General features: G+C 68.1%; 11 protein-coding genes. 9 read left to right on the top strand and 2 right to left on the bottom strand.

Translation table 11 applies throughout. The annotated features are described in order from the left end of the window. Positions 1 to 62 precede the first annotated feature (62 nt). Positions 63 to 1,034: an AraC-like ligand-binding domain-containing protein gene (locus F1C12_RS09850; RefSeq protein WP_445626112.1), complete on the top strand. Its 972-nt coding sequence runs from the start codon at positions 63 to 65 to the stop codon at positions 1,032 to 1,034. A gap of 18 nt (positions 1,035 to 1,052) precedes the next feature. Here the strand turns inward: F1C12_RS09850 and F1C12_RS09845 are convergent, their stop codons facing one another. Further along, complete coding sequence (locus F1C12_RS09845; RefSeq protein ID WP_219732724.1) at positions 1,053 to 2,498, bottom strand: APC family permease; 1,446 nt, start codon at positions 2,496 to 2,498, stop codon at positions 1,053 to 1,055. 268 nt (positions 2,499 to 2,766) lie between these two features. On the opposite strand from F1C12_RS09845, the gene F1C12_RS09840 reads away from it, so the two are divergent. Then, entirely contained in the window at positions 2,767 to 4,749 is a 1,983-nt protein-coding gene (locus F1C12_RS09840) for a primary-amine oxidase (RefSeq protein ID WP_185278555.1), read from the top strand. Positions 4,750 to 4,778: 29 nt separating this feature from the next. Here the strand turns inward: F1C12_RS09840 and F1C12_RS09835 are convergent, their stop codons facing one another. Beyond that, positions 4,779 to 5,639: an SDR family NAD(P)-dependent oxidoreductase gene (locus F1C12_RS09835; RefSeq protein ID WP_258046206.1), complete on the bottom strand. Its 861-nt coding sequence runs from the start codon at positions 5,637 to 5,639 to the stop codon at positions 4,779 to 4,781. Positions 5,640 to 5,758: 119 nt separating this feature from the next. Between F1C12_RS09835 and hpaH the strand changes: the two genes are divergently transcribed. The 7 genes from hpaH (at position 5,759) to F1C12_RS09800 (ending at position 13,716) form a co-directional block, all read left to right on the top strand. Continuing rightward, entirely contained in the window at positions 5,759 to 6,544 is a 786-nt protein-coding gene (gene hpaH / locus F1C12_RS09830; protein ID WP_185278554.1) for a 2-oxo-hept-4-ene-1,7-dioate hydratase, read from the top strand. Continuing rightward, entirely contained in the window at positions 6,529 to 7,341 is an 813-nt protein-coding gene (locus F1C12_RS09825; RefSeq protein WP_185278553.1) for an HpcH/HpaI aldolase family protein, read from the top strand. Before hpaH ends, F1C12_RS09825 begins: the two co-directional genes overlap by 16 nt. A gap of 90 nt (positions 7,342 to 7,431) precedes the next feature. Continuing rightward, positions 7,432 to 8,868 (top strand): fumarylacetoacetate hydrolase family protein, encoded by a 1,437-nt coding sequence (locus F1C12_RS09820; RefSeq protein ID WP_185278552.1) that lies wholly within the window; start codon positions 7,432 to 7,434, stop codon positions 8,866 to 8,868. After that, complete coding sequence (locus tag F1C12_RS09815) at positions 8,850 to 9,566, top strand: GntR family transcriptional regulator (protein WP_185278551.1); 717 nt, start codon at positions 8,850 to 8,852, stop codon at positions 9,564 to 9,566. Before F1C12_RS09820 ends, F1C12_RS09815 begins: the two co-directional genes overlap by 19 nt. Before the next feature lie 31 nt (positions 9,567 to 9,597). Next, a complete protein-coding gene (gene hpaE / locus F1C12_RS09810) occupies positions 9,598 to 11,094 on the top strand; it encodes a 5-carboxymethyl-2-hydroxymuconate semialdehyde dehydrogenase (protein ID WP_185278550.1) in 1,497 nt (498 codons plus the stop codon). 49 nt (positions 11,095 to 11,143) lie between these two features. After that, positions 11,144 to 12,277 (top strand): 3,4-dihydroxyphenylacetate 2,3-dioxygenase, encoded by a 1,134-nt coding sequence (gene hpaD / locus F1C12_RS09805; RefSeq protein WP_185278549.1) that lies wholly within the window; start codon positions 11,144 to 11,146, stop codon positions 12,275 to 12,277. Positions 12,278 to 12,279: 2 nt separating this feature from the next. Beyond that, positions 12,280 to 13,716 carry an NAD-dependent succinate-semialdehyde dehydrogenase gene (locus tag F1C12_RS09800; RefSeq protein WP_185278548.1) on the top strand — a complete coding sequence of 479 codons (1,437 nt, stop codon included), beginning with the start codon at positions 12,280 to 12,282 and terminating at the stop codon, positions 13,714 to 13,716. Positions 13,717 to 13,754 lie beyond the last annotated feature (38 nt).

Below are 13,754 nucleotides of genomic sequence, written 5' to 3'. Positions count from 1 at the left end.
AGGGTGCTACCATCACCTTCCACGGATCGTATACAAAGTAGTCCCCGGTTCCAGTGAGGTCGATCGTGCTTACCCCCCAACAGCCGGCTCGTGGCGCTCACGGCGTCACCACCGACGCCTCTCATGACTTCAACGCGTTCCGAAACAGTGTGTCGAAGTCGTTTGTTCCCCTGCAGGTCACGAGCGACCGGCCGGAACCGTTCTGGGGCCGTATACGCTCTGCTCAGGCCGATGAGATCCACGTGTCCGAGGTGAGCGCGACGCAGCATGTCGTCGAGCGGACTCCGGAGCTGATCGCGCGGGCGGATCGGCACTATTTCAAGCTGAGCATGCTGTTGTCCGGAACGGGCCTGTTGATCCAGGACGGTCGCGAGGCTCTCTTGCATCCGGGCGATCTGGCCGTCTATGACACGCATCAGCCCTACTCGCTCGTCTTCGAGGACGATTTCCGGACGATGGTCGTGATGTTCCCGAAGCATCTGCTGGGGTTGCCTACGGACTTGGTGTCGCAGCTCACGGCGGTCAGGTTCGATGGCGGGTCCGGCATCTCCGGCATGATAGTTCCCTTTCTCAGGCAGCTCGTCGGCAATCTCGAGGAGCTCTCCGGGACGGCCGGCGGGAGGCTCGCCCATAGTGCGCTCGACCTCGTGTCGACGCTGTTCGCCCAGGAGCTAGATCTCACGACCGATCCCGCGGATACGCATCGCGCCCTGATGCGCCGGATTCAGGCGTACATCGAATCCAATCTTGGTTCCGCCGACCTCGGGCCCAACGAGATCGCGGCCGTCCACTTCATCTCGACCCGGCATCTTCAAGGTCTTTTCCAAGAGCACGGGACGACTGTGTCGTCCTGGATCCGCTCTCGTCGGCTCGAGCGTTGCCGCCGAGACCTGGTGGACCCGCTGCACGCGGCTCTCTCCGTGGCTGCGATCGCCTCGAAGTGGGGTTTCGCCGACGCGGCGCACTTCAGCCGGGTCTTCAAGGCGACGTACGGCCGATCCCCTTCGGACCTGCGGACCGCCGCCTGGTTGTGACCTCCACCGCGTTCCGAGTCACTCGTCGGCCCCGAGTTCCGGTGCGCCAGACTCCTCAGGACCGTGCCCGATCTGAGCGTATACGCGGGGGTTGGACCGTTTGAGGACGACTCCCCAGACGACACCGAGTATGCCGGGGATGATCACGATGGCAGGGAGGATGAAGGTCGTCGCGCTCGGCGGCGCAGTCGGGTCGCTGGTCAACAGCGTGTTGAAGTAGACCAGGATCAAGACGAAGACCACGAGGAGCCCGACGCCGGAGATGACAGGGGCGGAGGTGCGCTGCCAGGAACCGACGGCGTGATGGTTCCGGCGGAAGAACCCGATCACCGCGAACGAGACGATAGCCATCAGGAGAGTCAGGCCCATCGCCCCGGTGTTGGTCAACCACGAGAACAGCGTCAGCACAGGGAACAACGCGGCAGGAGCACCCTTCGGCGGTGTCCACCCCGCGCCGGCGATCGCGAACGCGACGATCACGATCGCCGCGAGAGCGGTCTGCGTCACCGAGCCCGCCCACGGCGCACCGCTGTGGTGCCGGATCCGCGCGAGCCAGGAGGGCATCACGCCCTCCCGCCCTAGCGAGAAAAAGTAGCGCGCGACGGCGTTGTGGAAGCTCACGAGTGACGCGAACAGGCTCGTCACGAACAGCAGCTGTGCGATGTCGCTCATGATCACGCCGACATGGGTCGCCAGGAACGAGAACATCAGGTCGGGGCCTTGCGTCCGCGAATCGGCGATAACCTTGCTCGGGCCAGAGCCGACGACCATCGCCCACGAGGAGAGGGCGTAGAACAGCGCGATGACACCGACGGCCGTGTAGGTAGCTCGCGCGATGGTGCGCTTGGGATCCTTCGACTCCTCGCCGTAGATCGCCGCCGACTCGAAGCCCATGAATGCCGCGATCCCGAATGCGAAGACGGCTCCGACTCCCGGGACGAACAGTGCCGACGGCGTCAGCGGGGCCGCGCTGACGCCTTCCGGCGACACGGCGAAAGCAGAGAAGTCGTACACGATCACGACCACGAACTCGAAGGCGACAAGAACGCCGAGCACCTTCGCCGACAGGTCGACCCGATTGACGCCGAGCAGGGCCACGATCGCGATGCAGCCGAGCACCGGGATCCACCACGGTACGTCCCACCCGAATTTGGTGTCGAGCAACGACGAGACTTGGAAGCCGAACAGTCCGTACACGCCGATCTGCATCGCGTTGTACGAGATCAGCGCGACGATCGAGACCCCCACCCCGGTGGGTCTGCCCAGACCGCGGGCGACGTACGAGTAGAACGCGCCGGCGTTGGTGATGAAGCGGCTCATGGCGGCGTAGCCCACTGCGAAGATCGCCAGCGTCACGCCGAGGATGAGGAACGAAAGCGGAACGCCCAGGACACCGGTAACGGCGAAGGTGGTCGTGACGCCGCCGGCGAGCACCGTGAGCGGTGCGGACGCGGCGACGATCATGAACGTGACGGCAGGGACGCCGAGCCTGCGATGGGCGGCGGTCCGGGTGCCGACCGGGTTGTCGGCGGATTCTGTGGAAGTCAACGGGTCCTCCTCGGCGGGTGCGCGAAACGGTGCACGATTTGACTCGATCCCACAGCCAACAGGAGCCGAGCGGCTTGGCTTCGCACGCACAGAGATTGTCTGAATCGGAACGGTCAGCCGCGACAGGCGGAAAGCGTGAAGGGAAGGTCGATACTGAGTCGACGACCCTGAAGTGAGGATCTCCATGTCCGGTCATGATCACACCACCAGGACGACGACACCCGAAGCCGTCGTCCATCCGCTCGATTCTCTCACCGCGAGTGAGATCGCCGTGGGGCGTCGCGTGCTGGAGGAGTCCGGCCTCGTGACGGTGTCGACCCGGTTCCCGAACGTTCTCCCGGTCGAACCGTCGAAAACAGCGGTCGCCGCGTTCCGGCCGGGCGATGCCATCGAACGCCGCATCCTGTTCGTGATCCTTGACACCACGACCGGGATGGCCGGCGAGGCGATCGTATCGGTGACCACGAGGGAGCTGGTCGCCTACACCGAGCTGGGCACCGCTGAGGCGCCCTACGGGCAGCCTCAGTACCTGTTCGAAGAGTACGAGCGTGCCGAGGAGATCGCCAAAGCCTCGCCCGCGTGGCAGGCTGCGATGACCAGGCGAGGATTGGCCGACCGGATGGAGTTGGCCTTCTGCGCGCCGCTCGCCCCCGGCTTCTTCAACCGTTCCGATGAGGTCGGCCGGCGCGTTATCCGCAGTCTCACGTTCCTGCGTTCGACGCCGGAGGACTCGCCGTGGTCGCATCCTGTTGAGGGCCTCATCGTGCACATCGACCTCACCCGCGGCGAGGTCATCCGCGTCGAGGACGAGGGCGATGTGCCGGTTCCAGCACTCGATGGCAACTACGACGCCGCCACGGTCGGTCCCGCGCGGACGAGCCTCAAGCCCATCGAGATTACCCAGCCGGAAGGCCCGAGCTTCCACGTGGACGGCCAGGCGGTCGAATGGGAGAACTGGTCGTTCCGTGTCGGCTTCAACGCGCGCGAGGGTCTCGTACTGCACGATGTCGGCTTCTGCGACGGCGACGATGTGCGGCCGGTGCTCGCCCGCGCGTCCGTGCCGGAGATGGTGGTGCCCTACGGCGACACCACGCCGACCCGGTTCTGGATCAGCTACTTCGATGCTGGCGAGTACCTGCTCGGCAAGAACGCGAACTCACTGACACTCGGCTGCGATTGCCTCGGCGTCATCCACTACTTCGACGGTGTGGTGGCCGACGATCACGGCAATCCGGTCACCATCCCGCAGGTGGTGTGCATGCACGAGGAGGACTACGGCGTGCTCTGGAAGCACACCGACCTGCTCGGAAAGTCCGAAGTCCGGCGATCCCGCCGGCTCGTGGTCTCGTACTTCTCGACGATCGGCAACTACGACTACGGATTCTTCTGGTATTTCTACCTGGACGGCACCATCCAGGTGGAGGCGAAGGCCACCGGAATCGTGTTCGCCGGTGCCGGTGTCCCGGGTGTGAGCGACCCGCACGCGCCCGAGATCGCGCCAGGCCTGTTCGCCCCCGTGCACCAGCACCTGTTCTGCGCGCGGCTCGACGTCGCCGTCGACGGCGAGCGGAACTCGCTCGCCGAATTGGACGTCGTGGGCATCCCGACCGGTGCGGACAACCCCCACGGCAACGCGTTCACCTGGACGACGACGCCGATCACGCGCGAATCCGAATCCGGCCGACTCGCGAACGCGCCGACCGCCCGGGTCTGGGAGGTCACCAGCTCGACCCGCACGAACGCGGTGGGCAAGCCGACCGCGTTCCACCTGATCCCGCAGCCGAGCGCCACGCTGATGGCACAGCCGGACTCGTCCGTGTACGCCCGCGCGACGTTCGCGACCAAGCACCTGTGGGCCACGCAGTACGACGCGGCCGAGCGCTTTCCCGCGGGCGACTACCCGAACGCGCACGCGGGGGGAGCGGGCATCCCGGCGTGGATCGCCGCCGACCGCTCGCTGGAGGACGAGGACATCGTCCTCTGGCATGTCTTCGGCCCGACCCACGTCCCGCGCCCGGAGGACTGGCCGATCATGCCGGTCGACTACTCCGGGTTCCTGTTCAAGCCGTACGGTTTCCTCGACCGCAACCCGGCGCTCGACCTGCCCGACGGCGCGGCGGCCTCCTCGTGCTGTGGTGGGGGAGACGGCTGCACCTGCCGCCACTAGGGCCCCCGCAGGGAAGCGTGCGCGGACGCTCAGGACATCGAGACGGTGGGCAGATCGACTATGTGGGCCCCACCGTCGACCACGAGTGTGGAGCCGGTGATGTAGCCGGCGTCGGGGGAGGCGAGGAAGCGGATCGCGGAGGCGATCTCCTCCGGTGCCGCGGGTCGCCCCAGCGGAACGTCGCGCGTCACGACGGCGTAGCCCTCCTCGCGACCGGGAAGTCCCGCCTCCGACGCGAACACATCCATCTCCTCGTCCGCCATCGGTGTCCGAACCCAGCCTGGACAGACCGCATTGACCCGAACTCCTCGTCGGCCGTAGTCGCGAGCGAGGCTGCGAGTCAGTCCCAGCAGCGCATGCTTGCCGACGGTGTACCCGGCGACGCCGGGCCCGGCGAACAACCCGGCGAGGGAGGATACGACGACGATGCTGCCTCGGGATTCGACGAGTTCGGGCAGCGCGGCGCGGGCGAGGACGAACGCGGTCGAGACGTTCGTCCGGAACGACAACTCCCACTGGTTGTCGTCGGTCTCCGCCACAGTGCCGACGCCGTGCCCGCCGGCATTCGCGATGACCGTATCCAGGCGCCCGTAGCGCTCGACCACTCGGCTTATCGTCTCTTCCGTCTGCGCACGATCGCTCGTGTCGCAGGGGATCGCAAGGGCGCCGATCTCGGCCGCGACGGTCTCCAACGGCTCACGGCGCCGTCCCAGCAGCACGACATCGGCTCCGTCCTGTGCGAATCGTCGCGCGGTGGCGGCGCCGATGCCGGTGCCCCCACCCGAGACGACGACGACGTGCTTGTTCACGTTTCTCCTCACGGTCCTGACCCCCGAGACACCGGTCGTTGGCCTCTCACGTCCGAGAATCCCGCACCAGGTGCGCGTCACGTAACCACTCGAGTCGAACCGTGCGCTCTCGCACTACCGTCGTTCGCTCTCCGGCAATCTGCGGGGGATGCCGAAACCTATGCTTGCAGGATCGGGCAGATCGACCTGAGGAGACTGCTGTGTTGAACACCTCCATCCACCGCGCGATCGCGGACGAGCTCGCCGACGCCGAGCGCGGGCGCACGACGGTCCCGCTGCTGACGGCCCGCCATCCCGGCATGACGGTGGACGACGCCTACGCCGTGCAGCGCGTCTGGGTCGAGCGCGGGCTCGCGGCCGGGCGTCGGCTGGTCGGCCGCAAGATCGGGCTGACCTCGAAGGTGATGCAGCAGGCGACGGGGATCACCGAGCCCGACTACGGCGCGATCTTCGCGGACATGGTCCACGAGACCGGGGCGGTCATCCCGTTCGACCGGTACTCGAATGTGCGGATCGAGGTGGAGCTGGCCTTCGTTCTCGCTGAGCCGTTGGAGGGGCCGGACGTCACGCTGTTCGACGTGCTCGACGCGACCCGGTACGTCGTGCCCGCCCTGGAGATCCTGAGCTCGCGCATCGAACTGCACGGCAGGACGATCGTCGACACCATCTCCGACAACGCCGCGATGGGCGGCATGGTCGTCGGCGGCCGGCCGGTCGCGGTAGATGCCGTCGACCTGCGCTGGGTGTCCGCGCTGCTGTACCGCAACGAGACCATCGAGGAGTCCGGCGTCGCCGCCGCGGTGCTCGACCATCCCGCCGCCGGCGTCGCCTGGCTCGCGAACAAGCTCGCGCAGCACGGGACACGCCTGGAGGCCGGGGACATCGTCCTCGCCGGCTCGTTCACCCGCCCGCTCTGGGTGGAGCGCGGCGACACCATCCACGCCGACTACGGGACCCTGGGAGCCGTGACATGCCGATTCGTCTAGACGCCACCCCGACCTTCGCCGGCCGCCTCCGCTCGGCCGACCGCACCCTGTACGGGATGTGGTCGTGCGCGGGCAGCCCGCTCGTCGCGGAGATCTGCGCGGGCAGCGGGCTCGACATCCTTCTGATCGACGGCGAGCACTCCCCTGTCGGGCTGGAGTCGATCCTGGCGCAGCTCCAGGCGGCGGCCGCCTATCCGGTCGTGCCGGTGGTGCGGGCGCCGATCGGGGACGCGGTGATCCTCAAGCAGCTCCTCGATCTGGGAGCGCAGAACGTGCTCGTGCCGATGATGTCCAGTGTGCTGGAGGCCGAGGAGATGGTGCGGGCGGTGCGGTATCCGCCGCTCGGGATCCGCGGGGTGGGCAGCGCACTGGCGCGGTCGTCGCGGTGGAGCCGCATCCCGGACTATCTGGCGCGCGCCCACGAGCTGGTGTCGCTGACGGTGCAGATTGAGACCGTCCAGGGGCTGAAGGCCGCGCGAAGCATCGCGGCCGTCGACGGCGTGGACGCCCTGCTCGTCGGCCCTGCAGACCTCGCGGCCTCGATGGGCCTCCTTGGCCAGCAGAACCACCCGGATGTGATGGCGGCGGTCGAGGTCGTCATCGCGGCAGGACGCGTCACGAACACCCCGGTGGGTGTGAACGCGTTCGACCCGGAGACGGCACGGCGGTATGCCGCCGCGGGGGCTGCTTACGTGCTGGTCGGCAGTGACGTGACGCTTCTCGCACGCGCCTCTGAGAGTTTGGCGAAGACGTACACGGGCGACGACTATTCGGGCGATGTGCCGGCCGCATACTGAAATCGCGCGTCCCCTTCCCGCTGGCTTCAAAAATCGTATACAATCTCAAATACGTTCAATCCATCCACCGAAGACGAGGAGCGTCAGCGCGTGAGCGCCATCAGCCTGCCAGGCAAGATCATCGCGGTGCACCTGAACTACCGCTCTCGTGCCGCGCAGCGCGGTCGCACCCCTGCTCAGCCCTCGTACTTCTTCAAGCCGGCCTCGTCGATCTCCGGCACCGGCGCCGAGCTCGAGCGTCCGGCGGGCACCGAGCTGCTCGCCTTCGAGGGCGAGGTCGCCCTGATCATCGGCCGGCCCACCCGCCGGGTCACGCCCGAGCAGGGCTGGGCGGCCGTCTCCGGCGTCACGGCCGCCAACGACTTCGGCCTCTACGACCTGCGTGCCGCCGACCGCGGCTCCAACGTCCGCTCGAAGGGCGGCGACGGCTTCACACCCCTGGGGCCCGCGATCATCCCCGCCGCGTCCGTGCAGCCCGACGCGCTGCGCGTGCGCACCTGGCTGAACGGCGAACTGGTGCAGGACGACACCACCGACGGGCTGCTGTTCCCGTTCGGGCAGCTGGTCGCCGACCTCTCGCAGCTGATGACCCTGGAGCCCGGGGATGTCATCCTCACCGGCACCCCGGCCGGCTCGTCGGTCACGGTGCCCGGCGACGTCGTCGAGGTGGAGGTGGACGCGCCGACCGTCGCAGGCGCCCCGAGCTCCGGCCGCCTGGTCACACGCATCACCGAGGGCACAGCGCCGTTCGGCGACTTCGGGTCGAAGCCGTCCGTGGACGACCTGCAGCGGTCGGAGGCGTGGGGGCGGCGGAGCTCGGGGGCAGCGTTCGAGCTCACCGCCGAGCTCCGCGCCAAGCTCGCCTCCGTCGCCACCGCGACGCTCAGCTCGCAGCTGCGCAAGCGCGGCCTCGACAACGTGAGCATCGACGGTCTCACCTCCACTCGCCCGGAAGCCCGTATCGTCGGCACCGCCAAGACGCTGCGCTACCTCCCGAACCGCGAGGACCTGTTCGCCTGGCGCGGCGGCGGGTACAACATCCAGAAGCGCTCGTTCGACGCCGTCGGCGCCGGCGAGGTGCTCGTGATCGAGGCCAGGGGCGAGCGCGGCAGCGGCACCGTCGGCGACGTGCTGGCCCTGCGCGCCCAGGTCAACGGAGCCGCCGGCATCGTCACCGACGGCGGCGTGCGCGACCTCGCGGTCGTGGCAGCGCTCGACATCCCCACCTACCACTCCGGCCCGCACCCGGCGGTGCTCGGCCGCAAGCATGTGCCGTGGGACGCGGACGTCGCGATCGCCTGCGGCGGAGCCACGGTGCTGCCGGGCGACGTGATCGTGGGCGACGCCGACGGGCTGCTCGTCATCCCGCCCGCCCTGGTCGAGGAGGTCGTGGCCGACGCGATCGAGCAGGAGCGCGAAGAGGAGTTCATCGCCGAGATGGTCGCGGCCGGCGAGCGCATCGAAGGCCTGTTCCCGATGAACGCCGCTTGGAAAGAGAGGTACGCCGCATGGCTGACACAGCGCTGAAGGCCGACACGACTGCGAAGGAGGTCGCGCCGAGCAAGTCGCAGCTCGCCTACGAGTTCATCCGCGAGCGGGTCGAGGACGGCCGGTACGTCTCGGGCTTCCGCCTGGTGCTCGGGTCGATCGCGGGCGAGCTCGGCATCAGCGTCGTGCCGGTGCGCGAGGCGATCCGCCGGCTGGAGGCCGAGGGCCTGGTGACGTTCGAGAAGAACGTCGGAGCCCAGGTCGCGTTCCTGCACCCCACCGAGTACACGTACACGATGGAGACGCTCGCGCTGGTGGAGGGCGCGGCCACGCAGCTCTCCGCCCCGCGACTCACCGCCGAGCACCTGCGCCGGGCGCGCCAGGTCAACGAGGCGATGATCGCGAGCCTCGACGGCTTCGACCCGCACCGCTTCACGCAGCTCAACCTGGAGTTCCACTCCGTGCTGTTCGAGGAGTGCCCGAACCCGCACATCCTCGACCTCGTGCACCGCGGCTGGAACCGCCTGGCCGTGCTGCGCGACTCCGTCTTCAGCTTCGTTCCCGGCCGCGCCCGCGAGTCGGTCGCCGAGCACGAGCACATCGTGTCCCTCATCGAGTCGGGCGCCGAGCCGCTCGAGATCGAGCTCGCCGCCCGCCGGCATCGGCTCGCCACCCTGGACGCCTTCCACGCTTATCAGCGCAGTCACGCGTATCAGGACGAGCACGCCCACCACTGACCACTCACTCCAGAGAAACAGGAGGCCGCGCATGGCGCAGCACTACGTTCCCGAGAACCTCCCCACCACCATCCAGCACTTCATCGACGGGACGTTCGTCGACAGTGTCTCGGGCGCGACCTTCGACGTGCTCGACCCGGTGTCGAACCAGACCTACGTGCAGGCCGCCGCCGGCCAGAAGGAGGACATCGACCTCGCCGTCGCCGCTGCGACCCGCGCGTTCAAGGAAGGTCCCTGGCCGCGGATGAAGCCGCGCGAGCGCGCCCGGGTGTTGAACCGCATCGCCGACGCCGTGGAGGCGCAGGACGCCCGGCTCGCCGAGCTCGAGACCTTCGACACCGGCCTCCCGATCACGCAGGCGCTCGGCCAGGCCCGCCGGGCCGCGGAGAACTTCCGGTTCTTCACCGACCTGATCGTGGCGCAGGCCGACGACGCCTACAAGGTGCCGGGCAGCCAGCTCAACTACGTCAACCGCAAGCCGATCGGCGTCGCGGGCCTGATCACGCCGTGGAACACGCCGTTCATGCTCGAGAGCTGGAAGCTCGCCCCGGCGCTGGCGACCGGCAACACGGTGGTGCTCAAGCCGGCCGAGTTCACGCCGCTGTCGGCCTCCCTGTGGGCGGAGATCTTCCGCGAGGCCGGCGTGCCCGACGGCGTCTTCAACCTGGTCAACGGCCTGGGCGAGGAGGCCGGCGACGCGCTGGTCAAGCACCCGGACGTACCGCTCATCTCGTTCACCGGCGAGAGCCGCACCGGCCAGCTGATCTTCGCCAACGCCGCCCCCTTCCTGAAGGGCCTCTCGATGGAGCTCGGCGGCAAGTCGCCCGCCGTCGTGTTTGCCGACGCCGACCTCGACGCCGCGATCGACTCGACCCTGTTCGGCGTCTTCTCGCTGAACGGCGAGCGCTGCACCGCCGGGTCCCGCATCCTCGTCGAGCGTGCGATCTACGACGAGTTCTGCGAGCGCTACGCCGCCCGCGCGAAGAACATCGTCGTCGGCGACCCGCACGACCCGGCCACCGAGGTCGGTGCGCTCGTGCACCCCGAGCACTTCGAGAAGGTGATGAGCTACGTCGAGATCGGCAAGGGCGAGGGCCGCCTGCTCGCCGGCGGCGGCCGCCCGGAGGGCCTGGAGCACGGCAACTACGTCGCGCCGACCGTGTTCGCCGACGTGAAGCCCGACGCGCGGATCTTCCAGGAGGAGATCTTCGGCCCGGTCGTCGCGATCACCCCGTTCGACTCCGACGCGGAGGCCCTGGAGCTCGCGAACGGCGTGCGCTACGGCCTCGCCGCCTACCTCTGGACCAACGACCTGGAGCGCGCGCACACCTTCGCCCAGAACGTGGAGGCCGGGATGGTGTGGTTGAACTCGCACAACGTCCGCGACCTCCGCACCCCGTTCGGCGGTGTGAAGGCGTCCGGTCTCGGCCACGAGGGCGGCTACCGTTCCATCGACTTCTACACCGACCAGCAGGCTGTGCACATCACGCTCGGCCCCGTCCACACCGCACGGTTCGGCGCCAACTGACGCCGCCGATCCACTGAGACCGCACTCGAAGAAGAGGAAGCACAGCACCATGAGCATCACCCCCGATGGCCCGGAGCCCGTGGTCGGCCTGACCGACCCGATCCCCGCACCGACCGACCGCATCCCGACGCCCCAGGCCGCCCCGCCGGACATCGTGCGCTGCGCGTACATGGAGATCGTGGTCACCGACCTCGAAGCGAGCCGCAACTTCTACGTCGACGTGCTCGACCTCCACATCACCGAGGAGGACGAGGACACCGTCTACCTGCGCAGCCTCGAGGAGTTCATCCACCACAACCTCGTGCTGCGCAAGGGCCCGATCGCCGCCGTCGCCGCATTCGCCTACCGGGTGCGCACCCCCGAAGACCTCGACCGCGCCGTCGCCTTCTATACCGAGCTCGGCTGCCGGGTCGAGCGCCGTGCGGAGGGCTTCACGAAGGGTGTCGGCGACAGCGTCCGCGTGGAGGACCCGCTCGGGTTCCCGTACGAGTTCTTCTACGAGGTCGAGCACGTCGAGCGCCTGGCCTGGCGCTACGACCTCTACACCCCGGGCGCGCTCGTCCGGCTCGACCACTTCAACCAGGTCACCCCCGACGTCCCGCGCGCCGTGAAGTACATGGAAGACCTCGGCTTCCGCGTCACGGAGGACATCCAGGACGAGGCCGGCACCACCTACGCCGCGTGGATGCGCCGCAAGCCCACCGTCCACGACACCGCCATGACCGGCGGCGACGGCCCGCGCATGCACCACGTCGCGTTCGCCACCCACGAGAAGCACAACATCATCGCCATCTGCGACAAGCTCGGCGCCCTCCGACGCAGCGACGCCATCGAGCGCGGCCCCGGCCGCCACGGCGTCTCCAACGCGTTCTACCTCTACCTGCGCGACCCCGACGGCCACCGCGTCGAGATCTACACGCAGGACTACTACACCGGCGACCCCGACAACCCCGTCGTCACCTGGGACGTCCACGACAACCAGCGCCGCGACTGGTGGGGCAACCCCGTCGTGCCCTCCTGGTACACCGATGCCTCCCTCGTGCTCGACCTCGACGGCAACCCGCAGCCGCTCACCACGCGCACCGACGACTCCGAGATGGCGGTCACGATCGGCGCCGACGGGTTCTCGTACACCCGCAAGGACGACGAGACCCACGGCTTCAAGCTGGGGGCGCAGGTTTAGAGATGACTGCATACGAAGGTCCGACTGACCTGTTCATCAACGGCGCGTGGCGCGCCGGCGCGGACGGTCGCCGCTTTCCCGTTCTCGACCCGGCCACCGGTAAACTCCTGGCCTCGTTCGCTGCGGCCGCACTGGAGGACTGCGAGGCCGCGGTCGATGCCGCCGGCGACGCGTTCCCGAGCTGGAGCGCGACGCCCCCCAGGGAACGGAGCGAACTGCTTCGACGAGTGTTCGAACTGATGACGGCGGAGGCTGAGACCCTCGCCGCGATCATTGTGGCTGAGAACGGTAAGGCGTGGCCGGACGCGATCGTCGAAGCCAAGTACTCCGCGGAGTTCTTCCGGTGGTTCGCCGAAGAGGCAGTGCGTATCCCCGGCGAGTATCGAGGTTCCCCCTCGGGTGACAAGCGGATCGTGGTCACTCACCAGTCGATCGGCGTCTCGCTGCTGATCACTCCGTGGAACTTCCCAGCGGCGATGGCGGCACGCAAGATCGCCCCCGCCCTAGCCGCCGGCTGCACCGTCGTCCTCAAGCCGGCCTCGGAGACACCCCTCACCGCCGCGTTCATCGTCGAGCTGCTGAACCGAGCGCGCGTGCCGGCCGGCGTGGTCAACCTCGTCACGCCCAAGCCAGTCGGCCCGGCCGTCGAATCGATGCTGGCGGACGCCCGGGTGAGGAAGCTCTCGTTCACGGGCTCGACGGAGGTCGGCCGCCAGCTGCTCGCCTCCTCCGCCCGTCGGGTCGTGAGCACATCGATGGAGCTGGGCGGTAACGCTCCGCTCGTCGTGCTGCCGGGCGCTGATCTGGACGTCGCCATCGCTGGCACGGTCGATGCGAAGATGCGCAACGGCGGCTCCGCGTGCACCGCAGCCAACCGCATCTACGTCCACGCCTCGTTGCATGAGGAGTTCCTTGCTCGACTCACGGACAGATTCTTGGCGTTCACGCTCGGGCCGGGAAGCACCCGATCGAACACGCTCGGTGCGCTGGTTTCGCAACGGGAACGCGACAAAGTCGCTGAACTCGTCGAGACCGCGGTCGGTGAGGGGGCGACCATCGTTCTCGGTGGCGCCGATGAGTCCAGCGGATGCTTCTATCCGGCGACGATCCTGAAGGGAGTAGCGCACGGTTCCACGATCAACTCGACAGAGATCTTCGGTCCCGTCGCTGCGATCGTGCGGTACGACGATGTTGAAGACGCACTCCTAATGGCGAACGATTCGGAGTTCGGACTGAGTGCGTACGTGTTCGGTCCGGAAGGCGACGCCGTGCGGTTCGCGTTTCGTCTCCAATCCGGGATGGTGGGTGTCAACCGAGGTGTCATCAGCGACCCGGCTGCCCCGTTCGGCGGTGTCAAGCAGAGCGGTCTCGGACGCGAAGGGGGTTTCGAAGGGATCCTGGAGTTTCTCGAAACGCAGTATCTTTCCCTTCCTGCCTAGCCCCAGATCCTGTCCAAAACGACGCGGCCGCCGCGCTT

It is taken from the genome of Leifsonia shinshuensis, from assembly GCF_014217625.1.
Lineage (GTDB): Bacteria > Actinomycetota > Actinomycetes > Actinomycetales > Microbacteriaceae > Leifsonia > Leifsonia shinshuensis_A.
Note: the sequence above shows the minus strand (reverse complement) of the source record. Positions and strands in the feature narration are given on the sequence as shown.

Bases quoted from the DNA above. Each gene is read 5' to 3' on its own strand.
- F1C12_RS09825 (WP_185278553.1), top strand. From the start codon at position 6,529: ATGCCGATTCGTCTAGACGCCACCCCGACCTTCGCCGGCCGCCTCCGC.
- hpaE (WP_185278550.1), top strand. From the start codon at position 9,598: ATGGCGCAGCACTACGTTCCCGAGAACCTCCCCACCACCATCCAGCAC.
- F1C12_RS09845 (WP_219732724.1), bottom strand. From the start codon at position 2,498: ATGATCGTCGCCGCGTCCGCACCGCTCACGGTGCTCGCCGGCGGCGTC.
- F1C12_RS09840 (WP_185278555.1), top strand. From the start codon at position 2,767: ATGTCCGGTCATGATCACACCACCAGGACGACGACACCCGAAGCCGTC.
- hpaD (WP_185278549.1), top strand. From the start codon at position 11,144: ATGAGCATCACCCCCGATGGCCCGGAGCCCGTGGTCGGCCTGACCGAC.
- F1C12_RS09800 (WP_185278548.1), top strand. From the start codon at position 12,280: ATGACTGCATACGAAGGTCCGACTGACCTGTTCATCAACGGCGCGTGG.
- F1C12_RS09815 (WP_185278551.1), top strand. From the start codon at position 8,850: ATGGCTGACACAGCGCTGAAGGCCGACACGACTGCGAAGGAGGTCGCG.